Annotated in this window: 20 protein-coding genes and 1 tRNA gene; 4 read left to right on the top strand and 17 right to left on the bottom strand. The window is 51.5% G+C overall.

What is annotated here, in order from left to right; genetic code table 11:
• Positions 1-131: 131 nt before the first annotated feature.
• From ACT53G_RS14045 to htpG, 14 genes are all read right to left on the bottom strand, one after another.
• Positions 132-208 (bottom strand) — tRNA-Met (locus tag ACT53G_RS14045).
• A gap of 75 nt (positions 209-283) precedes the next feature.
• Positions 284-2,020: a lipid A export permease/ATP-binding protein MsbA gene (msbA, locus tag ACT53G_RS14040; protein WP_275356790.1), complete on the bottom strand. Its 1,737-nt coding sequence runs from the start codon at positions 2,018-2,020 to the stop codon at positions 284-286.
• Positions 2,021-2,028: 8 nt separating this feature from the next.
• Positions 2,029-3,018 (bottom strand): glycosyltransferase family 9 protein, encoded by a 990-nt coding sequence (locus tag ACT53G_RS14035; protein WP_476169706.1) that lies wholly within the window; start codon positions 3,016-3,018, stop codon positions 2,029-2,031.
• A gap of 6 nt (positions 3,019-3,024) precedes the next feature.
• Positions 3,025-4,089: a glycosyltransferase gene (locus tag ACT53G_RS14030; RefSeq protein ID WP_476169705.1), complete on the bottom strand. Its 1,065-nt coding sequence runs from the start codon at positions 4,087-4,089 to the stop codon at positions 3,025-3,027.
• A complete protein-coding gene (locus ACT53G_RS14025; protein WP_476169704.1) occupies positions 4,082-5,200 on the bottom strand; it encodes a glycosyltransferase family 9 protein in 1,119 nt (372 codons plus the stop codon). Before ACT53G_RS14025 ends, ACT53G_RS14030 begins: the two co-directional genes overlap by 8 nt.
• Positions 5,184-6,470, bottom strand: coding sequence for an O-antigen ligase family protein (locus tag ACT53G_RS14020; protein ID WP_275356786.1), 1,287 nt, complete (start codon positions 6,468-6,470; stop codon positions 5,184-5,186). Before ACT53G_RS14020 ends, ACT53G_RS14025 begins: the two co-directional genes overlap by 17 nt.
• Positions 6,467-7,594, bottom strand: a complete 1,128-nt coding sequence (locus ACT53G_RS14015) for a glycosyltransferase family 4 protein (protein WP_338656758.1) — start codon at positions 7,592-7,594, stop codon at positions 6,467-6,469. The genes ACT53G_RS14020 and ACT53G_RS14015 overlap by 4 nt, the downstream gene beginning before the upstream one ends.
• Before the next feature lie 16 nt (positions 7,595-7,610).
• Positions 7,611-8,576 (bottom strand): mitochondrial fission ELM1 family protein, encoded by a 966-nt coding sequence (locus ACT53G_RS14010; RefSeq protein WP_313987284.1) that lies wholly within the window; start codon positions 8,574-8,576, stop codon positions 7,611-7,613.
• 116 nt (positions 8,577-8,692) lie between these two features.
• A complete protein-coding gene (locus tag ACT53G_RS14005; protein ID WP_476169703.1) occupies positions 8,693-9,463 on the bottom strand; it encodes a DUF4197 domain-containing protein in 771 nt (256 codons plus the stop codon).
• Between the two features lie 99 nt (positions 9,464-9,562).
• Positions 9,563-12,064: a glycogen/starch/alpha-glucan phosphorylase gene (locus ACT53G_RS14000; protein WP_476169702.1), complete on the bottom strand. Its 2,502-nt coding sequence runs from the start codon at positions 12,062-12,064 to the stop codon at positions 9,563-9,565.
• A gap of 157 nt (positions 12,065-12,221) precedes the next feature.
• Positions 12,222-13,469, bottom strand: a complete 1,248-nt coding sequence (locus ACT53G_RS13995; RefSeq protein ID WP_476169701.1) for an OmpP1/FadL family transporter — start codon at positions 13,467-13,469, stop codon at positions 12,222-12,224.
• Between the two features lie 234 nt (positions 13,470-13,703).
• Complete coding sequence (locus tag ACT53G_RS13990; RefSeq protein WP_476169700.1) at positions 13,704-14,708, bottom strand: competence protein CoiA; 1,005 nt, start codon at positions 14,706-14,708, stop codon at positions 13,704-13,706.
• Positions 14,709-14,811: 103 nt separating this feature from the next.
• A complete protein-coding gene (locus ACT53G_RS13985; protein ID WP_476169699.1) occupies positions 14,812-15,435 on the bottom strand; it encodes a hypothetical protein in 624 nt (207 codons plus the stop codon).
• Between the two features lie 283 nt (positions 15,436-15,718).
• Positions 15,719-17,614, bottom strand: coding sequence for a molecular chaperone HtpG (gene htpG, locus ACT53G_RS13980; protein WP_476169698.1), 1,896 nt, complete (start codon positions 17,612-17,614; stop codon positions 15,719-15,721).
• A 268-nt stretch (positions 17,615-17,882) separates the two neighbouring features.
• On the opposite strand from htpG, the gene ACT53G_RS13975 reads away from it, so the two are divergent.
• The 3 genes from ACT53G_RS13975 (at position 17,883) to ppx (ending at position 20,654) form a co-directional block, all read left to right on the top strand.
• Positions 17,883-18,515 carry a diguanylate cyclase gene (locus ACT53G_RS13975; RefSeq protein WP_194749506.1) on the top strand — a complete coding sequence of 211 codons (633 nt, stop codon included), beginning with the start codon at positions 17,883-17,885 and terminating at the stop codon, positions 18,513-18,515.
• 366 nt (positions 18,516-18,881) lie between these two features.
• On the top strand, positions 18,882-19,157 hold the full coding sequence (locus ACT53G_RS13970) for a hypothetical protein (protein ID WP_228518934.1): 276 nt from the start codon (positions 18,882-18,884) through the stop codon (positions 19,155-19,157).
• An 18-nt stretch (positions 19,158-19,175) separates the two neighbouring features.
• Positions 19,176-20,654, top strand: coding sequence for an exopolyphosphatase (gene ppx / locus ACT53G_RS13965; protein WP_194749505.1), 1,479 nt, complete (start codon positions 19,176-19,178; stop codon positions 20,652-20,654).
• A 37-nt stretch (positions 20,655-20,691) separates the two neighbouring features.
• On the opposite strand, the gene ACT53G_RS13960 is transcribed toward ppx, so the two are convergent.
• The gene (locus tag ACT53G_RS13960; RefSeq protein ID WP_194749504.1) at positions 20,692-20,937 is read right to left on the bottom strand and encodes a hypothetical protein; all 246 of its coding nucleotides are present in this window, start codon (positions 20,935-20,937) and stop codon (positions 20,692-20,694) included.
• A 48-nt stretch (positions 20,938-20,985) separates the two neighbouring features.
• A complete protein-coding gene (locus tag ACT53G_RS13955; protein WP_194749503.1) occupies positions 20,986-21,606 on the bottom strand; it encodes a ParA family protein in 621 nt (206 codons plus the stop codon).
• Positions 21,607-21,749: 143 nt separating this feature from the next.
• Between ACT53G_RS13955 and ACT53G_RS13950 the strand changes: the two genes are divergently transcribed.
• A complete protein-coding gene (locus ACT53G_RS13950) occupies positions 21,750-22,235 on the top strand; it encodes a hypothetical protein (RefSeq protein WP_275356775.1) in 486 nt (161 codons plus the stop codon).
• A 46-nt stretch (positions 22,236-22,281) separates the two neighbouring features.
• Here the strand turns inward: ACT53G_RS13950 and ACT53G_RS13945 are convergent, their stop codons facing one another.
• Positions 22,282-22,746 carry a SixA phosphatase family protein gene (locus ACT53G_RS13945; protein WP_194749501.1) on the bottom strand — a complete coding sequence of 155 codons (465 nt, stop codon included), beginning with the start codon at positions 22,744-22,746 and terminating at the stop codon, positions 22,282-22,284.
• Positions 22,747-22,755: the final 9 nt, after the last annotated feature.

Genomic DNA, 22,755 nt, shown 5'->3' with positions numbered 1-22,755 from the left:
AAGAACAGTGCCTCGAAGGCTTTTCGCCCTTCCGTTTTAACTTCCAACGTTTCAAGCGAAGCGCGCATTATACAGAGGTTTTTCGTTCGGTCAAGCATCAAATTCATTTAATTTTAAAACGTATTTTTGCTTGGTTGCGGGAACAGGATTTGAACCTGTGACCTTCGGGTTATGAGCCCGACGAGCTGCCAGACTGCTCCATCCCGCGTCCGAATCGACTAATAAAACATGTGTTGCGTCGAGAGGTGAGACTATAGCAAACTTTCAAAAACAGTGTCAACTGTTATTTGCTTTTTCCATAGAGATGGTAGAGCGTGGCATATTTGCCGCCGGCCTGCATGAGTTGCTCGTGCACACCTTCTTCAACGATACGACCACCATCCATGACGATTATTCGACTGGCATGCTGAATGGTGGAGAGGCGGTGCGCGATCATGATGGTGGTTCGGCCCTGCATGAGCTGGGTCAGTGCGGCCTGCACGTTATGTTCGGATTCATTATCGAGCGCGGACGTCGCTTCATCCAAAATTAAGATGGGGGCATTTTTAAGCATGGCGCGCGCAATCGACAGTCTTTGACGTTGGCCGCCGGAGAGCCGCAAGCCCCTGTCACCAATATGCGTGTCCAGTTGTTGTGGCAGTTTTTCGATGAACTCCCAGGCATGTGCCGCCTTTGCTGCTGCAATCACCGCCTCTTTAGAGGCCCCACGTAAACTGCCGTAGGCAATGTTGTGGTAAATGCTGTCATTGAACAAGACGGTTTCCTGACTGACGAATGCAAACTGCTGGCGCAGCTCAGCCAGCGCCAGTTGCTGGATAGGGAGATCATTGATCAGTAACTGTCCTTGTTGCACCTCATGAAAACGGGGCAACAAATGCGCCAGTGTAGACTTGCCGCCCCCTGACATGCCAACCAAGGCCACCGTTTCACCAGCATGGATGGTCAGGTTGAGCTCTTTTAGCGCCGGACTGTTCGCGTGCGGATACTGAAAAGTGACCTGCTCAAAGCGAATTTGGCGGATGGGCTCAGCCAAAACCACCTGACCCTGATTGTTTTCGGCAGGCGTATCCAGCACGGCAAACACACTTTGGCAGGCGGCAATCGCAATTTGCACATCTTCATTCACAGAAGTAATCGCTTTCACCGGACCAATCAGCATGAGCAAGGCGCCAATAAAAGCCGCAAACTCACCAGCGGTAAACTGGCCGGCAGAGTAATAGATCACCATGGCTAACGCAATGGCGGCCAGCATCTCGACAAACATACTGTTTAAACCAGAGATGCGCCCTAACCTGACCATCATTTGCCGGTTAGTGGCAACGATATGGCTAAAGCGTTCATACTCATACTGCTCGCCACTGAACACCTTGACCACGCGCTGTCCACTGGCGGCCTCTTCAATCACCTGTGTCATGTCTGACATGCTGGCTTGCACCTGACGGCCAGAGTTACGCAATTTAGGTGTCATTTTTTTCAGATATCGGGCAATCAGCGGCGACAGCAGCAAAAACACCAGCGTCAGTTTCCAATCCAGATAAAGCATATAAGAGACGATGCCAATAATGGTCAAGCTATCGCGAATGGAGGAGATGATGACTTTGGTGACCGCACTATATAACTGCTCGCAATCAAACGTCATTTTGGTGGTGATATTGGCAATGGCGTGCTGATCAAAAAAACTGGTGGGCAGCTTCAGCATGTGTGCAAAAACCTGATTGCGTACATCCTCGATGACGCGGCGGCCGACAATCCTGATCAGGTAATTGGAGCCAAAGCCTGCCAATGCACGCACCAACAACAAGCCACCCAGCATCGCTGCCAGCGTCAAGCGCGCATAGGTCTGTGTCTGCGTGGTGAACCCTTCATCCGTCACATGCTTGATGGTACTGAGAAAACCGGTATTACTGGCGGACAAGACTACTAGGCAAACCAGCGCCAGACAAAAAGTGGCCCAATAAGGCTTGAGATAGGCCATGAGCCGGGTCAGTTGCGCATACGCGCTGGGAGTGTGATTGATCATGGTAAAGACTAATGGTTTTTATGAGCGCTGGGCGACCTTGAATCAGAGGAGCCTATATGAGATTGGACTTGGGCATCGACAGTCATCTCGGCCAACAAGCCCTGCAGACGAGCCACCACGGCCTCTACACCAATCCCGAGAATATCCTGTTGTGCATCTTGAATAAAGTGCGCTTGTGGAGACCAGGGCAAATAACGGACCGGCGAACCCGGGCCAAACAAGGTCAGGCTCGTCAAACCCGCCGCGGCGGCCATATGCCCGAGCCCGGAGTCATTGCCAAGATAGCCATCACACTTTTGCAGCAAGGCATAAGACTGCGGCAAGCTTAATCGTCCGCACGCCACCTGCACAGGCAGCTGAGCCAGTGCAACAAAGCGTTGTGCGAGGGCGGCATCCGCCTGCGAACCCAGCAACACCACGCCAGAGACTGCATTTGCAAGCGCATTGGCCACCGCTGCATAACGCTCGACTGGCCAGATTTTACCGGCAAAATTTGCGCCCGGCCCGATCGCCAACCAGCGCCCTTGGCCCAGCATGGGAAATAGGTCTGCAACCAAGGCATGATCTTGCTCGCTGGCCCACAAGGTTGCGTTGGGCCGCAGATCGCCGACTAACGTCTGCACGGCCGCCAAATGTTTTTCTGCCGAGTGCAGGTGCATGGTGCTGGCATTGGAACGTTTTTTAAACACTTGCTTTGCCCGCAGCAGATAAGGCAAAAAATCCGTGCGCAGATCGACTAGGACGTCATACCGGGTTTTTCTCAACAAGCGAATCAATTGCACATAGCCCGCCCAGCCTGAACGTTTGTCGCGCACGAAAATACGGTCAATATAAGGACAGGGGTCAAACAAGGCTGAAGAACGGACATCACTCACGAGGTCTATGCGCGCTTCTGGCAGGTGCGCATGCAGGGCTGCCAGTACCGGCGTCGTCAGGATGGCGTCCCCAATATTGGACAGCGTAATCATGAGGATACGGGGTTGAGCGCAGGTCATCATGCTTGCTTACCTGCACTCAAAGGACACGCCGAGTCTGCCCAGCGCCTCTTTGAGTTGCTGTTCTAACTGCGCAGGCGAAAAGTACTGCGTATATAAAGTACGTGCTGCCAATTTTTTGTCCTGCTGGCTATTCACGCATTGCATGACCGCATCGGCCAGGACGGCAGGATTCGCTGCCTCGATCTGCCATAAACCGCTCAACGGCCCGTTGGGCATCGCCGCCGGATAAGCGTCACTGCTGCGCGTAATGACAGGACGGCCACAGGCCAGGCCCTGAAACACTTTATTAGGAATGACCTGCGCGGCCTTTTGTGAGCCGCCAAACACGCCCAGCACGATATCGGCTTTGGCGATCCGGCCTGGCAAATTGGGATAGGCCAAACTGTCTTCAAAATGCACATTAGCCAAGCCCGCCGCTTGCTGCCGTGCCGCCGCCTTGGTCGGGCCATCGCCCAACAACACCCAACGCAGATGCGGTTGAGCCGCCGTCAGTCTGGCGGCTTCAATCACCGTTTCTACCCCATGTAGCGCAATAAAGCTGCCATAAAACAAGACTTCTGTGCTCAGGGGTCGGGGCTTAACCAGCGATACCGGCGAAAACAGTGGCTGCTCCGCGCCTACATAGACCACCGCGGTTTTTTCTGCTGACAATCCAAAACGTTCACTAAACATCTGCTGTTGCAGCGCCGTATCCAGCAACACCATATCCGCCAACTGCAAGCACTTTGTCTCGGTGCTGAGCAAGCGCTGTGCTTGCGGGCTCTGCTCAGCAAACTTGTTCCGTTCATACACCTGCTTTTGCCAGGCACTGATCAAGGGGTCAAATACGAGCGGCACACCGCGTCTGCGTGCCCAGCGGCTGGCGGCTTCAACATCTCGGTGCCTGAAACAGGGCACCCACACCAGGTCGGGCGTAGGCAGGCCTTTTAACTGCGCTTCAACATCCCCCCAGCCACTCAGATGTGGCCTGAAGTCGATTAGCTGGCAGCCCAAGGCCTGCAGCAATTGCCGACTGATACGGTTGCGGGAATAATTGAGGTCTGAACGCCCCCACCAAATCACTTTAGGCATGATGGCGCTTCACTTCCGGCAAATAAGGTAACACTTGCGCGGGCGTCAACTGTCGCATGCAGGAGTGATGGCTGCATTGCTTGGTATAGCAGTTTTTACAAGGCAAATCGAGTTGCAAGGCGACAACTTGCGCGCCTACCGGTTTGACCCGCAGTGGATTAGTCGGCCCACAAAGCACCACCATGGGCGTAGGGGTGGTTGCCGCCAAATGCGCAGTTCCGGTATCGTTAGCAACAATATATTGCGCCCGCGCACAAATAGCGGACACGGCCAGCAAGCTGGTTTGCCCGCATAAATTCACCACCTGCGCAGGATGACGGCTGGCAATCTGCTGACACGTCTCGGCCTCATCTTGCCCGCCCAGCAATACCACACGCTCCCCACGCGCAATACAATGTGCCACCAGGGCAGCATACTGTTCGGCGCCCCAGCGCTTGGTCGCCATCCCGGCGTGGCTACCACATAAAAATACCGCAAAAGGCTGAGACGTCAGCCCATGCTGGCTTAACAACTGCTGGGCAGCCGTTTGCGCAGCAGCACTCACGGCCAATGTTGGCCCATTGGTCAGGGCGGGGATGCCTGCTGTGATTAAGGTCTGCTGCAAGATTTGAAAACTATGGGCCTGCGGCAATGCGCGAATTTGACGGACCGTGTAGGGAAAGCGCGCATGATTGCCCAACAGCCACCTGGGCGCGCGACCACTCAATCGCAACAGGCTCAGTAACAGCCGGCTTTTATCATTGGTTTGCAAATCAATGATCAAGTCATACTGCATGGCTGCTACTTCAGCCAGCCACTGACGGTAAATACGCCAACGCCCTGATTTTTGCTGCAGATTCAAACACCAGATGCGCTCAAATCGAGGATCATCTGCAAACAGGGACTGCCAGGCTGGCAAGGTATTTAAATGCAAGACGGCCTGTGGAAACGCCTGATGAATGTCCTCGATGGCGGCTGTGCTCATAACAATATCGCCCATGCCGCCCCACTTGATGATCAGGATGCGTTTGATCTCCTGCCGGGCGGGCAAATCGCAGACTACGGTCTGATCGAGTGACTCCGACAGGCAGTCAGCATCAAGATAACTCTTTAGCCTAACTTGCTTGTGCATCCTGATCCCTTTGCAGACTTGCAATCATGAGGCAGGCCAATAGCATGAGCACCGGAAACCACCAAGGCACCAGCATGGGTTGCGTGGTGTTGAGCGGAAAATAAATCACCATCAGTGGTAAGGCATAAGGCCAGGCTTGCTGTTGTAGCGGACGCGCCGCTTGCCTGAACCAGGCCACACATAACCCCATAATCGCGATCAGGCCGATGCCACCCACCAGGCCGGTTTCGGCCAGCCACTCAACATAAATATTATGCGTATGGGTAGGGTGAGCCACAAAAGGGTCATCACTGCGCGTGGCATACTCGGCATAAACACGCTTGAAGTGATTGCTGCCGACACCGGTAAGCGGGTGCGCCTGCCACATGTGTAGCCCGGTTTCCCACAAATTGAGGCGGTAGCTTAACGCATGATTCACGCGGTCAAACGTCGACTGCTGCGTATCCGCAATCGCCTGCGTATGCTGCAGTTTATATTTGGCCAGTTGCGGGCTCAACGCACCAGCCAATGCCACAGCCAGCAAGGGCATACAAAGTACCGCGGCCCACACTTTCCAGCTTGCCCGCTGCTGCCACAAGGCCAGTAACAACATCAGCAAAAATATATACAAGTATCCTCTGGCACCAGAGAGCGTCACCACCACGCCAACGCCTAGCACCAGTCCCCACGCCAACCAGGGACGCTGGGGCAACCAGTGATAAAACAGCAGCGGCAACATAGGTAACATCAGAATCCCTTGGTGCAAGTCATGAAACATGCCGGTAATGCGGCCTTCCGGTGTTTTGGCAATACCAAGCAGATCGACGCCGAAAAGATATTGAATACTGCTATCCAGCATCCACAACAGCATGATGCCCGTCACCCATTGCGCAAACAGCTGGCGATAGCGGGTCACCTGGAATGTCAGCAATAATGGGAGCGCTGCAAAATACAGCAGGCTAAACCAGGCTATCGCCGCCAAACTGGCTTGGGGATGTTCAGCCTGCAAGCACGACAGCCACATCGGCAACCATAGCAGCAAGAAGACTGCACTCCAGCGACGCACTACAGACTGCCTGAATATTGCCACTCCCGACCTAAAGCATAAAAACACGCCTACCATGGCCAGCAAAGCGGTGGGCAATCGGGCCCCGCCAGAAAACGGACTCCAGGCGATCATCATCACCGCCAGCAAGGTACAAGCCCAAGCCAAGCCCGGCGGCATCCGCACCGCAGTGCTGTCTGCCCATCCTGAAGGCCAGACTTTAAACATTGTACGTGCAAACATCATGTGTTCACATCCAAAGGCTGAGACATGACGCGCTGGTAAACGTCCAGCGTTTTCTGTTGCATGTCGGCTAAAGTAAACAGAGTATTCGGGCGCACCGCAGGCCGCTCCTCCAGCCAATTCAGGGTCAGAATCGCCGCTTCAGCAATATTGCCCACTTGCACAGCCCCTTCCGGTAATAAGGCCGCCATTTGCTCCGCCACGCCGCCATGATCATACGCAATCACCGGCACACCCAGACTCAATGCCTCCAGCGTGGTCCGTCCAAACGCCTCAGGTGCTAAAGACAGCGAATAGACGATCTCGGAAATCGCCATGATATTTTTCACGTCTTTGCGATAACCCGTCATCGTCACGCAATCGCTCAGGCCGGCCAGCGCAATCTGATGTTGCAAAGTCGCTGCGAATGCCTGCTTGCCAGTATCGACCTCCCCCACCAGCAAAGCATGAATATCTTTATGTTGACGACAAACCACCCCCACCAGCTCGACAAAATCCTCCGCGCCTTTCCAGCGCGAAATTCTGGCCGGGAGTAATAGCAGGCGTTTGCCCTGGGTCTGCGGATATTGGGCAAACCATTGCTGCTTCCAGTCCGCCTCTGGCTGGTAGCCTGGGAAGTACTGAGTGGTATCCACCCCGCGGTAGATCAGCGTCATTTTATGGTTTTCAAGCTGGTAATGCGTTTGCGCATAGGCTTGTATGGTTTTTGAAATCACTATCACTTGCTCGCCTGCGGTCATGACCCGGCTATACCGGCCTGGCCGATAATACCCATGCACGGTCGTCACCAAGCGCGGACGCTCTGCACGTGGCATGGTTTTCCAGGCCCAATAGACCACCCAGGCTGGAAAGCGCGAACGGACATGGACAATATCTACCTGCATGTGCCGCCAAATGCGTTGTAATTTGGGAATCCATAACAAGGTCAGTAATGACTTACGTCCGACCGGACAGGTCAAGTGCGTACTGCCAGCCGCCTCAAGCTCGGCCACCATGCGCCCGCCCGCGGACATCACCAGCGAGCGGTGCCCTTGTGCCACCAGTGCTGCAGCCACCTCCAGGGTGCCGCGCTCCACACCGCCAGATTGCAAGGCAGGCAGCACTTGTAAAACCGTGAGTTTTCGCAAAAGCAGACTTCAACAACTAGATTAATCGTGAGACCAGACGGCTGGATGCAGGACGGTTGAAATGGGCCAGTAACAAATCGCAGCAACGGCTGGCTTCGTTAAACCCCAGCACCGGACGCATAAATTGGCGATACAAGCCATAAGGGTCATAACGCGTGACCAGTTGGCGGTCTATGAGTTTTTCAATGCCGCGGCTCACCCGGCTGGCACGTTTGGCGGTCAGATTAATGATGCCGACGGCAACCTGTGCTGTCAGCGCCTCATACACCATGGAAACAGAATCCTCGGTCACCCAGGCCGCAGAAACCGTTGCCAACTTGGCTGGCAACCAGCCGGGCCCGGTGTCTGTGATCGCCACAATTTCGAGATTGGCAAGGCGGACACGCTGCATGGCCGAAATAAAACTGGTCGGCGTACGTCTGGAGGTGGTCAATACGTAATGCTGATCAGGATGCTTGCGTACCAGGTCGTAGACTTGCGCCACCACACCCAGCTCATCCCATTCAAAATGTTTGCTGGGCCCGCCGACCATGATCAGGACCTGCTCGGTTTGCTGCACTTTGCTGGCAGGCTGGATGTGATTGATCACCCCACGGGTCTCAATAAAGCTGGCAAATCCGCGATATTGGTCGTGCTCGGGGATCAGACACACATCAAACAATTCGGCTGGCAGGCTAGGCTGCATCATGCAAACAGTTTTGCCGCCATACGCACGTTTGGCAGCCAGCATATGGGCATGGGTCGCATGACCGGCGCCGATAATCAGATCCGGTGCAGGCAAGCCCTCGCCTGCCGGCCATTGCCCCAGCAACCACGACAACCAGCCGTGACCCGCGTCCTTGATCTGGAGATCAAAGACCTGTAGCGCTAATCTGGCCTGCAAGGCCTGAACCAGTCCTTGCGACTGATGCTGATGTCCTGGTTTGCCATCCAGCAAACGCCAAACCACGAATGTTTGAGTTGAATGAGTTTCTCTGATCATATGCATCACCTGCGACTAATACGCAGGATAGATGCAGATCATGACGACTTGATTAAGCCAAGATGAACAAATTGTGTCAGCCCGGCCCCGTAACCGCTAGGCCGGACCAAACAGAGTTATTGCGCGACCGCGCCAAAGACCTTTTTCAGCAGATTGCTGGCTTGACCCACCGGATCCTGACGGATCGCAGCCTCTTCTTTGGCAATCATCAGGTAGACGCCGTCTAGTGCCTTTTGTGTCACATACTGATTGATATTGGCATCTTCTTTTTTGATCAGGCCAAACTGGCTGCCCATTTCAGCATACTTGTTATAAGTATCTGCCAGCTTCACGTTAGCCGTGGCTTTTTGCACGATGGGCAAAAACTTGGCCGCCATGTCAGTTGCGGTGGTTTTCTTGAAGTATTGCGTGGCAGCATCTTGCGGACCCGTCAAAATTCCCTTGGCATCAGTCAGCGACATTTGCTTGACCGAATTTAGCAACAAGGCCTTTGCCTCGGGCACGGCTTGTTCTGCGGCACGATTCATTTTCAGCACCAAATCATCGGCCTGACTGCCCATGCCTATCATGCGCATGCCTTTTTCGATTTTCTTTAACGAATCCGGCAGCGGAATTTTAACTTCCTGGTTACCCATAAAGCCATCCGTCGCCCCCAGCATGCTCACCGCTTTGCTGGCGCCCTGACTCAGCGCCAGTTTCAAGCCATCACTGGTTTCTTTTTCGCTGAGCTGGCTCACCGCCCCGCTCTCGCTACGGCCACTGGCAGCACTGTTTACCTCTTTTTCTACCATGTCGCCCAGCGCCTTCAGGTCCAATGCCTGCGCCTGCATCCCGATTGCATTGCTCAGGAGCAGTGCAGTCAATATCACCTTGGCTTTCATTTTCATGCTGTTCGTTCTCTCATCAAGTTGAGCGCAGTGTACCCAGAAAACACAAAGCAAGTCCAGCGGACTTGCTTTGTGTGGGCTTGCGCAAAAGCCGGGCGCTTACGCTTTGAACGGTTTCACATTCCAGATACGTTCAGCATATTCACCGATGGTGCGGTCACTGGAGAATTTAGCCATCCGCGCCACATTCAAAATCGCCATACGGGACCAGGCTTCCTGATCTTGATACAGGGCAGCCACTTTCTCCTGCGCGGTAACATACGCGGCATAATCGGCCAGTAACAAGTATTGATCGCCTTTGTGCAACAGGGTATCAATAATGGCCTGGTAGCGTGATGGCTCCTCCACCGAGAAATAGCCATTGGCAATCATATCGATCACCTGCTTGAGCTCAGCATTGCCGTGGTAATAATCCCACGGGTTGTAGCCGCTGGCTTTCAGCTGCGCCACTTCTGGTGTGGTCAGGCCAAAAATAAAGATATTTTCACTGCCGACCTCTTCCATGATCTCCACATTGGCGCCATCCAGCGTACCTATGGTCAAGGCCCCATTGAGCGCCATTTTCATATTACCGGTGCCACTGGCCTCGGTACCTGCGGTCGAAATTTGCTCGGATAAGTCGGCGCCCGGGAACAGGATTTCTGCCGCACTGACCTCGTAGTTAGGATAAAACACCACTTTTAACTGGTCTTTGACCGCCGGGTCGTTATTGATCATCACCGCTACATCGTTGATCAGGCGGATGATCTGCTTGGCCAACCAGTAGCCCGGTGCCGCCTTGCCCGCAAAAATGATCACACGCGGCGTATGATGGCTGGCATGACCGCTACGAATCCGGTTATACAGCGTGATCACATGCAGCACATTGAGCAACTGGCGCTTGTACTCATGAATACGCTTGATTTGCACGTCAAACAAGGCATCCGCGCTGACCGCAATACCCGTCTTCTGCAAAATCTTGTCGGCCAGGCGCTGCTTATTGGCCTTTTTCACTTCGCGGAACGCTTTTCTGAACGCCGCATTCTCTGCAAACGGCTCAATCTGCTTGATCAGGCTCAGGTCCTTCTGAAAGCCGGTGCCGATTTGCTTGGTCAGCAATTCTGTCAGCAAAGGGTTGGCCTGGTTCAACCAGCGGCGGGGCGTGATGCCATTGGTCACATTGGTGAACTTGCCAGGATAAATTTTGTTGAAGTCAGCAAACAGCGTGGTTTTCAACAACTCGCTGTGCAGCTCGGCCACGCCGTTCACGGTATGGCTACCGACAATCGCCAGATGCGCCATGCGCACACGGCGGCCGTGGGTTTCGTCGATGATGGACACACGCTGCAACAAGCCGGTATCACCCGGGAAGTGCTGATTCACCATTTGCAAAAACTGGTGATTGATCTCATAAATAATCTCGAGATGACGAGGCAACAATTGTCCAAACATGTCCACCGACCAGGTTTCCAGGGCTTCTGGCATCAAGGTGTGGTTGGTGTAGGCAAACATTTTGGTGACCAGCGTCCACGCACGGTCCCAAGGCAAGTGATAATGATCGACCAATTGATGCATCATTTCGGCCACGGCAATCGCTGGGTGGGTATCATTCAACTGAATGGAGACCTTGTCAGGCAAGGTGTTCCAATCCGAGTTGTAATTGGTAAAGCGATGCAAAATATCCTGTGTAGAGGCCGAAACAAAGAAGTATTGCTGCTTGAGGCGCAACACCTTGCCCGACTCGGAGGTGTCATTTGGATAGAGCACTTGCGAGATGGTTTCGGCACCGTGACGGCCTTCTACCGATTTTTCGTAGTTACCTTCGTTAAACGATTTCAAGTCAAACTCATTGGTAGCCTTGGCAGACCATAAGCGCAGATTATTCACAGTCTGCGTGCCATAGCCAGGCACAGGCACATCATAAGGCATGGCGACCACCGTTTCATGATCAACCCAGTGATGCTCCACGCCACGCTCGGTGTGTACATGCAACACGCGGCCATAAAACTTCACCTCGCAAGTATGCTCGGGGCGCTGAATCTCCCAGATATTCTGATACCGTAACCAGTTATCAGGATTTTCTTTTTGCTGGCCTTTCTCGATGGTTTGCCTAAACATGCCGTAGTCGTAACGGATGCCATAGCCGGTAGCCGGAATATCCATGGTCGCCATCGAGTCGACAAAACAGGCAGCCAAGCGGCCCAGGCCGCCATTACCCAACGCCGCATCAGGCTCCATCTCTGCCACGCCTTCCAGCTTTTGGCCAATCTCCTGCAAGCCTCCGCTTAGATCGGGTGCAATGCCCAAATTCAGTGCGGCGTTTGACAGCATGCGGCCAATCAAAAACTCCAGAGATAAATAATAAACGCGCTTGGTATTGGCGTCTCGATAAGCATCACGTGTATTCACCCAGCGGCTCATCAAGTGGTCGCGCACGGTAAAAGCGGCGGTTTGATACCAGTCACGCGCCGTGGCCCAAGAGTTTGATTTACCAATAGAAAAAGTCAGGTGGTTACGTAACGCCTGGGGGATAGGCAATTGCTCCAGCAAAAACTCTTCAACCGGTTGCGCAGCTTCTACGGGTGTCTTGGATTTAGGTGTTTTTTTCACATTGGCAGTCATGCATCTTCCCCTTGAGTTTGATTCATTGAATTGCTTTCAGTTAGCAAAAGCAAAAAGCAAGCCTACAGCAAGAATGTGTCAGACATAAAAAAAGCCACAAAATTCTCATTGTGGCTTTGAATTATACTGCCGACCCCGGCAGAGAGAAGCACGAAACCTAAAGTTTCCAGGTATAAGCAACGCCTAGTGCATCCTGATACATGCGCACATTGGCGTCCCCTCCACCAAATCCAGCAGGAATCGAGTTTTGACCACGCACCGTATTTTCAAAGGCATGCGTGTAAGCAAACGAGACTTCGGATTGCGGACTCAGCACCCAAGTCGCGCCAATCGACACATGATCTTTCACCACGCCCGGCGCCAGGATATTAAACAGCGTATCGCCCGCTCTAATCGGCTGATCGACATGGTTATAGCCTGCACGTAAAATCAACGCCGGGCTATATTGATACAACGCACCGATTTTATACACCTTGGCATCCTGCCAGTTAAACCCGGCGCCATTATCGTTACCCAAGCCATTGCTCAAGTTAGATAAAGAGGCGTTACCCACCGCATCTACCTCACTGTAATTGATGCGTTGAAAATCCGCGGCCAGCGTCAACGCCGGCGTTACCTTGACCGCCACACCCACGCCATAGGTGGAGGGGATATCGAAATCACCCTGCTCGGCAAACAAGCCCTTGTACTTGTCAAACCGGCTCATGTAAGTACGGCTCTGATAAGTGGCCCCCAGCGTCACGGCATCCGTGATCTCACCCAGCCAGCCAATATGCACGCCCACACCATAAGAATCATCATGACCGTTGTTGGTCAGATTGGCTGACGAACTACTGGCATTGCTAAAGTTTTGCAGCCCCTTGGCTTCAAACCGCTGATAAGCCAGATTCAGGGAAACCCCTAGGGTGTGATGCTCTTGCACCTTCCAAGTGGCGGTAGGCGCCACAAACACCTGCGCCAAATCCACGCCCGTGCGGCGACCATTACTGTTAAACAGCGGAATACCGTTTTTGTAGTCAGTATTCATGCCGCCATTACCGTAAACACTCACACCCAGCGTGACATCCTCAGAATACTGCGTGTTGTAGCCTAGCTCTGGAATAAAGAAATTCTGGCTATCATTGCCTTTATAAGTCCCATTGGCTCCTGGCGCACCACTGCCTTCAATCTCCGATTCACGCACAGGCCTAAACCAAGTCACGCCCGCATCCACACGACTCCCGACTTTCCCCATGCCCGCCGGGTTGGCTGCCGCCGCCAGCGCATCTTGTGGCAAAGCGATGCCCACGCCACCCACGCCTTGAGAGCGAACACTATAGCCATGCGAAAAATAACCATCGGTCGCCCACGCATTACCAAACGAAAAAGCGATTGCTACTGGAATAACTTTTGACCACTTATACATCTCAATCCTTCAATAACCTTGTTGGATTGCAATATATCAAGCGGTTTAAATTCAAATAAATAATATATAACAATATATTTATAACTTAAAAACATAAAAGCCCGCGGTGCGGGCTTTTATGAATGATGGATAAATATGTAGGTTTGGCAACTCGATATTGAGCCCCAAGTTCAACGTAATGTTAGGTGGAAGGCATTTTGGTGTTGTAGCTCATGAGTTGGCGTAGACTGGAAATCAAATTTCATGGTTGCTCATTTTCCACTCTCCACTGCTTTCCCTTGGCGATTTGAATAAAGTTTCACCTGCCGTTCTGTCACCAATCTGAATATGGTGGAGCAAGTAGTGATTATTTTGTGGAGCCCCGCAGTAAAAGCATTCGTTGCAATATGGAAATCCAGGAGCGTTTCCTTTAAGATTTTCATGTCGCCCTATTGTGTTAAGCCCCAACTCTCGCAGCTCTTCGTTGGATATGATCTGCTTTAGACTGCTGAGAACTGTTGACGCATTAGGTACTGTTTTGGCTGACTCACCATAAACATCAATATTGCTTCCGTAGACCTGCTTAACTGGTCTTTTACATTTCCAGCAATTATCATTTATGTAAAGAATGGAATATTCCCATGGCTCTTCTTGCCAAGTGACCTTTTTATTTAATAGCGCTGAGGCGAAATTAAGTAAAGGGAGGTTAAATTGCTCAAGGAATGGAATTTCGCCTGGTTTAATATTGTTGATACCAAAAATAGGTGTTTTCTTGTTTGAATATCTTTTCCATTCCCGAAATTTCCGAACGTAGACGAACCATGCTGCTCTAACCTTTGAGCGTGAGTAGCGCTCAGTTCTTAAGATAATTTCTTGATAAGGAATGCTTGATAACTGAGCTTCGAGTGCAACTGTTACTCCATCTTTTGCGCAAAGAACATCAGCGATCCACTCCTGTCCATCTGGTGTACAGCCTCTGTATTCGGTTGTTATGCTCCAACCTTGAGCTAATGCTGCTTTTGCAAGAACGTATTTTAAGTAGAGGTGTTCAGGACTTTCCGGGTCGCCACTGCATTCGGCTTCACTCTTATGTGCAAAGAAAAATATACCATGCTTACTAGTTTTTGGAACTGCATGGCCGCCACAGCAAGGCATCGATAAACTTTCTGTTTTGTATTTCTTCTTGAGTGCATCCCATGTATCGATTTGGTAATCGAAGGCATGTATTGTTACTCCGTTTAGCAATGCTCGCAATGGCAAACCAAGCTCCTTATTTTAGGCCTAACGATGCTCGCAACCGGACGGCGAAAATCATAGTCTGGTAGATTCCGTTTAAAAGACAGTCTTGATATGAACTTGTTGTTTAGATCTCGAAATTGCGACCTTCATGTGCGCGCATGGTTTGGGCAACGAGCCGTTGACCAAGGATCTTATATTGCCGTTGCAACTCACCTTCCGCAAAGCTGGCGTATAAATCCGAAATCAGAATAGAGGCAGCCATGCAAATGCCAAATTTTGGAACTTCGTTCACAAACGAAATGATTTGTAACTCACCATCAACGTAGTCACTGCTTAAAAGCTCATACAGCGAAAGAGAAACACAAAAGTTGTATCTCTCTTGTTCAGTCAGACAACCCATGTAATCAGAGAACGAAAAATCGGATTGCTTGACGTCGTGCGCTAAGATATTGCGGAGTACACATAGTTCCGAAATAAATCGTCGGTGAGGCTTTTCAAGGATGCCTAAAGCTTTTGCAAATGCAATTTTTCCGAATTGATTGTTAGATGTGTCCAAGCGAGACAATATGGGTAGTAATTCGGGATGCCCAATATGTGAGCAGATGGCTTCAGTCAACACTGCTTCGATAAATGAGTGGAGCTTAATTACAAAACCCCAGTCTGTTTCCTGGACCAACTCATTAAAAAAACCAGGACGAATGCCAAGTTTCGCTTCAAATTCTCGGACTTGTTCAACGAAAAAATCCATAGCGCTTTACGGATTAAGTAACCGCCCGAATGGCAGCATGGAACGGAGCATTGAATTTATAATTTTCATATAAAACACAATTACTTGAGTAAAAAATAGAGCGCGTAATATAGCGGCTAATTGCCAATCACAAATTTTTGATTAATTACTGTAAAACTGTAAAGATAATGCCACAAGCGTTAGCAATCTACAAAAATTCGTTTTTTCTGATAGATTTATTTTCTGTATAAAACAGAAAAGCCACCTTCCTGGGTGGCTTTTCTGATCCTAAAAATTAACGAAATTACAAAATCAAGCTATTCATCCGCTTCACAAAGCTAGCAGGGTCTTCCAACTGCCCGCCTTCGGCCAGCAACGCCTGATCAAACAACACATGCGCATAATCGGAAAACTTGGCATCGTCGCTTTCAGCTTTCAGCTTTTCAACCAGACGGTGGGTCGGGTTAATCTCTAAAATCGGTTTGCTGTCAGGCGCTTTTTGACCAGCCGCTTTGAGGATACGCGCAAGGTTGCCGGACAAGTCATGCTCACCTGCGACTAAACAAGCGGGGGAATCAGTCAGGCGGTGTGTGACTTTGACTTCTTTCACGCTCTCGCCCAGCGCGGTTTTAATGCGCTCGACCAGATCTTTAGCTTGTTCTTCAACCTGTTTTTGGGCTTCTTTGTCGGCTTCGTCTTCTAGCTTACCTAAGTCCAAATCACCCTTGGCAATCGACTGCAGTTTTTTGCCTTCAAACTCGGTCAGGCTACCCAGCAACCATTCATCAACCTTGTCTGACATCAGCAATACTTCAATGCCTTTTTTGCGGAAGATTTCCAGGTGTGGCGAGTTCTTCGCAGCGGCAAACGTATCGGCAGTGATGTAGTAAATGGCCTCTTGCTCGGGTTTCATGCGTTCGATGTAGGCCTTGAGCGATACGTTTTGGGTTTCGCTGTCGGTGTGCGTAGAGGCAAAGCGCAACAGGCTGGCGATCTTGTCTTTGTTGGCAAAGTCTTCGCCAGGGCCTTCTTTGAGCACGCGGCCAAACTGTTCCCAGAACTTGGCGTAGTCTTCGGGTTTGTTTTCAGCCAGGTCTTCCAGCAGGCCCAGCACTTTTTTCACGGAGCCGTTTTTAATTGCCTCAACATCGCGGCTGTCTTGCAGAATCTCGCGTGACACATTCAGTGGCAGGTCAGCTGAGTCAATCACGCCACGCACAAAACGCAGGTATTGCGGCATGAGTTTTTCGGCGTCTTCCATGATAAACACGCGCTTCACATAGAGCTTGATGCCCTGGCGGCGATCGCGGTCGTATAAATCAAACGGTGCTTTGGCTGGCACGTAGAGCAGAGAGATGTATTCTTGCTTGCCTTCTACGCGGCTGTGGGTATAGGCGAGCGGATTTTCAAAGTCGTGCGAAACGTGTTTATAAAACTCGTTGTACTCTTCTTCACTAATGTCGTTTTTGCTGCGTGCCCACAAGGCAGAAGCTTTGTTAACGGTTTCGTCCTCATCGGTGGGGACTTGTTCGCCGTCTTTCCATTCTGATTTTTTCATCACAATCGGCAGGGTGATGTGGTCAGAGTATTTGCGGACGATGGTTTTCAGTTTCCAGTCGTTCAAGAACTCGTCTTCGCCTTCGCGCAGATGCAAAATCACATCGGTGCCGCGGCCTGCTTTTTCAGTCGCTTCAATGGTGAAATCGCCTTCACCGTGCGACTCCCACTTCACGGCTTCAGTCTCGCCTGCGCGGCGGGTAATCAGGGTGACTTTATCAGCAATGATAAAGCTGGAGTAAAAACCCACACCAAACTGGCCAATCAGGTTGGCATCTTTGGCCTGGTCGCCGGTCAGGTTCTGGAAGAATTCTTTGGTGCCGGATTTGGCAATGGTACCAATGTTGTTGATCACTTCTTCACGGCGCATGCCGATACCATTATCAGAAATGGTCAGTGTGCGGGCAGCTTTATCAAATGAAACTCGAATATTTAACTCGCTGTCATTTTCATACAAAGCAGCATTTGAGATGGCTTCAAAACGCAACTTGTCGGCCGCGTCAGAAGCGTTGGAAATCAATTCGCGCAACACAATTTCTTTATTGCTGTAGAGCGAATGAATCATCAATTGCAGTAATTGTTTGACCTCGGCCTGAAAGCCCATGGTCTGCTTGGATTGCGATTCTGCTGTCGCAGTTGTCATGACAGATCCTCCAAAAAACAGGGTTAAACACAAAATTTAACCCTAGATGGGGAAGCAAAAACCGTTTTTCAAGAGGGGAGATTGTGAAACAGGCGGGGATCTATGACAAACCATCATTTAAAACCATGACTGGCAACCGGATTCCGGCGTTGAGGCCAATAAACAAGGCGTTATTCAGCCAATTAAAACCGATTTATTTGCATAGTTTTTGCTAGTTATTTTGTAACGCAGCATTCTTTGTTCTGATGTCAGGTAAGGAGCGTAGTGTATGAATCTCTTTCACACGTTAATCGAGCAAATGCAGGTCATGAAACTGCCGCTATATGCAGTCACCTTGACCGCAGTTCCGCGGGCAGATACCCCGGTGTTGCTCATGTTGCATTGGCATGGCTTCCGCAAACAGCCGACGCCCGCCCTCCCCATGCTTAAACCGACGCTGCAGCCAGTGCCTGGCTCGGCCTTGCAAATCAATGACCGCTGGCGGCAACCGGAAGTAGTCGATGAAGCCGTGCTGGACGCGGCCTGGCAACTGGGCGCCTGGGACGTGCAACGCGAAGAGCACCGCGCTTGCACCTGGGTCGGCGCCAGCGAGCAAGAAGCGCTTGCCTGCAAACAGGCGTTTGGTAAATATGATGAAGTGCTGGAAGACGAACTGCTGGTCAGCGATGCCCCAGACCGTGACGAAATGTTGCATCTCGGTGCCAAAGTTGGGTATATCCGCTGGCAATTCCGGCCCGTCAATGGCGGTGTCTGGCAATCTACGGCTGAGGACGACACCTTGCTCGAAGATGGACGGCGTATCCCGCCCTGCCCGATTCGGCCCCTTGCACTGAAAGGGGGCAAATTGAGCAAGACCGCGTATCGATTGGGGCAGATCAACCGTATCATTTTGTTGAAATAAGCAAAGGCGAGCGCCTTCGGCACTTGCCTGCAAGATTAAAGTGCTCCCAAGCATGGCAGGCGGTGAGTATGCATTGCCGCTGGTCGGCCTTAATCAGTGCCGCCCACTGCGTTTATTGCTAAGTGCTATGGCATGGACGTAATGACGTCCGGCAGAAAAAATACCAAAACATCCAGGATCGCGATTAAATTTTTATTCTTTTTAGAATGCGAACCACCGTCATGACCGGGCAGAGCCTTGTATTTGCTCGCCTTTACGAAAGGCGCACGCCAGCGCGCTGGTCATCGCTGATTTTTTCATATTACTTTCACTGGCCTCTGCCAACATAACAATTTATACTGTTTGAACGATGTGTCTGGGGAGGCAATGATGGCAACAATTGAGGTGACTGAGACCAGTCCCAATTCATTTTCTGTCACGGTGCATGGGACACAAACCACCTCACATCAAGTGAATGTCAAGCCAGATTATGCCCAACCATTGCTCGATGCCAGCCAAACGGTGGCAGAACTGGTCAGTGCCTCGTTTCAGTTTTTACTTGATCGGGAATCGAACACCAGCATTTTGAGAAGCTTTGATTTAAGCGTGATTGAGCGCTATTTCCCAGAGTACCCACAGGCCATACAACGCTATCTTAAGTAATCACCTCCGTATTAACGCATGCTAAATATTAATCATGACACCCAGCTCGCCGCTGTAGATTTGGGCTCCAACAGTTTTCGTCTCGAGATCGGGCGCGTGGTCGATGGCCAGATTCTGCGCGTGGATTATTTGAAAGAGGCGGTCCGCCAGGGCGGTGACCTGGACGAAGACCGAAATCTGAAACCGCAGGCGTTTGAGCGCGGCCTGAAATGCCTGGCCCGCTTTGGCGAGCGTCTGAAAGATTTCCCGGTAGAACATGTGCGCGCTGTCGCGACGCAAACCCTGCGTGAAGCAACCAATAGCGAAGATTTTATCCGCCAGGCACAAAAAGTCCTGGGCTATCCCATTGAGATTATTTCTGGCGTCGAAGAGGCCAGGCTGATTTATCAGGGCGTCAGCCGCATGTTGCCGCAATCGGACGAAAAGCGGCTGGTGGTGGATATCGGCGGACGCTCTACCGAGTTTATTTTGGGTCAACACTTCCGTGCCACGGTCACGGAATCCTTGCGCCTGGGCTCGGTGGGCTGGTCACAAAAATATTTTGCCGATGGCCAGTTTAGCGAACGTAATTTTGAACGCGCCGAAATTGCTGCCGAGTCGATTATCGACATGATTGCCAACCGCTATGTTGGAAAAGCAGAGGTAGCCTATGGTGCCTCGGGCACGGTGGGCGCGGTCGCCGATGTGTTGGCAGGCGCAGGCTTCGCGGCTGACCGCATTGAACGCGCGCAGCTGGAGTGGCTAAAGCAGACGCTGATCAAAGCCAAATCGCCAGACCGGCTGAACATGGAAGGCCTCAAGGATGACCGGCGTGCAGTGATTGGCGGCGGCCTGGCCGTACTGACCGCAGTATTTGATACCTTGAAAATTGACACGCTGATGGTGGCTAACGGCGCGTTAAGGCATGGCGTGCTTTATGACATGCTAAACCCGGAAGATGTCACCGAAGATTTACGCACCGCGTCGATTGCCAGATTGTGCAAGCAATTTGGTGTTGAAATGGAGCATGCCAACAACGTCAGCAAAATGGCGCTGTATTTTTACGACGCCATGCTGGCCTGTGATACGCAGAAGCCGCTGCTACATTGGGCGGCGCTTTGCCATGAAATTGGCTGGGCGATTTCACATACCGATTGCAACAAACATGGTGCCTATATTCTGGATAACACCGAATTGATGGGCTTTGCGCAAAGTGAACTGCATACCATCAGCCTGCTGGTGCTCGGCCATCAAGGCAAGTTACGCAAACTGGATGCAGACTTTGATAATCAGGATTTGGTTTGCCAGCTCATGGCATTGCGTCTGGCCGTAATCTTTTGCCATTCCCGCCGCATGCCCTCGCTCAAGCACCTGCAGCTGGAACGCCATAAACAGCAGTTTATTCTGGCGCTGTCCACGCAATGGGCAAACCAGCATCCGCAGACGCATTACCTGCTGGAGGAAGAGTGCCTGCTGTGGCAAAAACTGGGCTGGCAATTAGAGATTCGACACACGTAAAAAAACGGGCGCCAGGCCCGTTTTTTTTGATCAAAACTTAATCTTTTTTCTTTTTCTCTTTTTTCTCGTCTTCTTCCTTGAGCTTGGCCATTTTTTCGCGCCACTCTTGCAATTGCTCGTCTTCAATTTCAAGCTGCAAGGCCAGGGCTTCTTCCTGGCTCAGTTTTTCCTTGATGAAGCGTTTGGGTAATTTACCTCCCATGCGGGACAGAATACGCTCAGCCTCATCGGCAGGTAATTGTTTGACTTTATCCAGATACACTGGATTGACCTTGTCTTTCATAGGACTCCCTTTGATTGTCTACTATCCGGCTGTTTAAACAGACCGGATTTAGCTGTTTTGCAGAATCCAGTCGGTGACCGGATTCCACTGTGCAATGTCGACCTCTTTCAAGGTATTCGACAATTCAAAAATACTGAGGCCTTCTTCGGCGGCAGTGACATAAATCTGCGAAGAACGCAGCATGGACAGCACAGAAAAGCCTGACTCATCCATAAAGGTCAACAGACGCTCTGCGGAGCGCGTACGCGGCATCACCCGCATGCCGACCAGACCCACAAATGTTTTATGTTTACGGACGGCTTTTTCTTCTGCCAGCAATTGCAAAAAGTCTTGCGTCGCGCCGATATCAAATGCAGAAGGCGCCACGGGTACCAGTACCAGGTCGGCTTCAGTCACTGCATCAGAAATTTTTTTGTCCCGCAAACCACCAGGGGAATCGGTAATTACCCAGTCGGCCTTTTGCAGGGCGGACTTGCCAAGATCATCGGCATTGTAAACAGTGGCGACATGTGCGGGCCGACGCGCAAGCCAATCTGTGGTTGATTGCTGCCGGTCTATGTCTTCGAGCACAATCTTATGGCCCAGCTGCGCCAGATAGCCCGCAAGATTCGTGGCTAAAGTGGTTTTACCGCTGCCGCCTTTGGTATTTGCCACCAATACCCTGCGCATGCTTCGCTCCCCGTTTCAAGGTGTTGAATTCTGTCATGAAAACCAGCTGATATCACACCATATCAATATGAAATTTTTATGACAATTGATTTTGAATAAAAACAGTATAAACTGTTTTCACTGAACCCAACCAGGAGAATCTCATGGCCAGCAAACCAAATAACAAACCCTTGATCCAGAACAAACCGGCCACGACGCCAGCGAAACCGGCTGCCACCGCCAAAGCGCCTGTTGCCAATAAAACGGCTGCAAAGCCAGTGGCACCCGTAGCAGCCAAGCCAGCCGCCAAACCGGTATTAAAAACGGCTGCAGCGCCTAAAAAAGCGAGCGGCACACCAGCGATCAAGGTCGTGAACAAAGTCGCCACGGCACCTGAAAAAGACAAGGCCGACAAGGACAAACCAAAAACCAACAAGGTCAAAATGGAACGTGACAGCTTTACCATGCCCAAAGAAGAGTACGCACAAATCGCGACTTTGAAAAAACGCCTTGAAGCGCTGGATAAACCTGTCAAGAAAAGCGAATTGTTACGCGCTGGCCTGAAACTGCTGTCTGCCATGGATGATGCAGCGTTGAAAGCGACACTGGCCAGCATTCCAGTGATTAAAACCGGCAGACCAAAGAAATAAGTCAGTTCACACGCGGCGCCTGCAGTGGCAACAGGCCATTACGCGCTTACTTGATCAGCTCGGGGCTTTGCACACTATATAATTTGTAGGGCGGCCCCGATTTTGGCAAGCGCAGCCACCAGACCGCGCCCTTCTTGATACTGACCTGCCCTTCTGGCAAACCCAAGGCATGCGCAACCAGTTCACCTATCCAGGGCTGATGACCAACCAGCATCATTGATTCAAACGGGCTTTGCGCCAGGATTTGCAGTAGCGGCTCTAGCGGCCTTTCCGGCGCCAGACGCGTATCTTCCTGCCAGTCCTCTCCCCAGTAATCCACGGTTTCACGGGTACGCACGGCAGGACTCACCAGCACATACGTTTGTTTGGGCAAGTATTTTTTGAGCCAGGCGGACATTTGCTTGGCTTGTTTGTGTCCCTTGGCGGTCAGCGGCCGCTCAAGGTCAGAGGCCCCATGCATGAGCACCTCTGCTTCTGCATGTCGCCATAAAATCAGGTTTTTAACAGGCATCACACACTT

The organism is Methylophilus sp. DMC18 (assembly GCF_056314005.1).
Note: the sequence above shows the minus strand (reverse complement) of the source record. Positions and strands in the feature narration are given on the sequence as shown.

What these genes read in the sequence shown, in the direction of transcription:
- ACT53G_RS14020 (WP_275356786.1), bottom strand. Translation starts at nt 6,470, where the DNA reads ATGATGTTTGCACGTACAATGTTTAAAGTCTGGCCTTCAGGATGGGCA.
- ACT53G_RS13950 (WP_275356775.1), top strand. Translation starts at nt 21,750, where the DNA reads ATGGCCAGCAAACCAAATAACAAACCCTTGATCCAGAACAAACCGGCC.
- ACT53G_RS13975 (WP_194749506.1), top strand. Translation starts at nt 17,883, where the DNA reads ATGAATCTCTTTCACACGTTAATCGAGCAAATGCAGGTCATGAAACTG.
- ACT53G_RS13945 (WP_194749501.1), bottom strand. Translation starts at nt 22,746, where the DNA reads ATGCCTGTTAAAAACCTGATTTTATGGCGACATGCAGAAGCAGAGGTG.
- ACT53G_RS14005 (WP_476169703.1), bottom strand. Translation starts at nt 9,463, where the DNA reads ATGAAAATGAAAGCCAAGGTGATATTGACTGCACTGCTCCTGAGCAAT.
- ACT53G_RS13985 (WP_476169699.1), bottom strand. Translation starts at nt 15,435, where the DNA reads ATGGATTTTTTCGTTGAACAAGTCCGAGAATTTGAAGCGAAACTTGGC.
- ACT53G_RS14035 (WP_476169706.1), bottom strand. Translation starts at nt 3,018, where the DNA reads ATGATGACCTGCGCTCAACCCCGTATCCTCATGATTACGCTGTCCAAT.
- ACT53G_RS13960 (WP_194749504.1), bottom strand. Translation starts at nt 20,937, where the DNA reads ATGAAAGACAAGGTCAATCCAGTGTATCTGGATAAAGTCAAACAATTA.
- ppx (WP_194749505.1), top strand. Translation starts at nt 19,176, where the DNA reads ATGCTAAATATTAATCATGACACCCAGCTCGCCGCTGTAGATTTGGGC.
- ACT53G_RS13955 (WP_194749503.1), bottom strand. Translation starts at nt 21,606, where the DNA reads ATGCGCAGGGTATTGGTGGCAAATACCAAAGGCGGCAGCGGTAAAACC.
- ACT53G_RS13995 (WP_476169701.1), bottom strand. Translation starts at nt 13,469, where the DNA reads ATGTATAAGTGGTCAAAAGTTATTCCAGTAGCAATCGCTTTTTCGTTT.
- msbA (WP_275356790.1), bottom strand. Translation starts at nt 2,020, where the DNA reads ATGATCAATCACACTCCCAGCGCGTATGCGCAACTGACCCGGCTCATG.
- ACT53G_RS14025 (WP_476169704.1), bottom strand. Translation starts at nt 5,200, where the DNA reads ATGCACAAGCAAGTTAGGCTAAAGAGTTATCTTGATGCTGACTGCCTG.
- ACT53G_RS14000 (WP_476169702.1), bottom strand. Translation starts at nt 12,064, where the DNA reads ATGACTGCCAATGTGAAAAAAACACCTAAATCCAAGACACCCGTAGAA.
- ACT53G_RS14030 (WP_476169705.1), bottom strand. Translation starts at nt 4,089, where the DNA reads ATGCCTAAAGTGATTTGGTGGGGGCGTTCAGACCTCAATTATTCCCGC.
- htpG (WP_476169698.1), bottom strand. Translation starts at nt 17,614, where the DNA reads ATGACAACTGCGACAGCAGAATCGCAATCCAAGCAGACCATGGGCTTT.
- ACT53G_RS13970 (WP_228518934.1), top strand. Translation starts at nt 18,882, where the DNA reads ATGATGGCAACAATTGAGGTGACTGAGACCAGTCCCAATTCATTTTCT.
- ACT53G_RS14010 (WP_313987284.1), bottom strand. Translation starts at nt 8,576, where the DNA reads ATGATCAGAGAAACTCATTCAACTCAAACATTCGTGGTTTGGCGTTTG.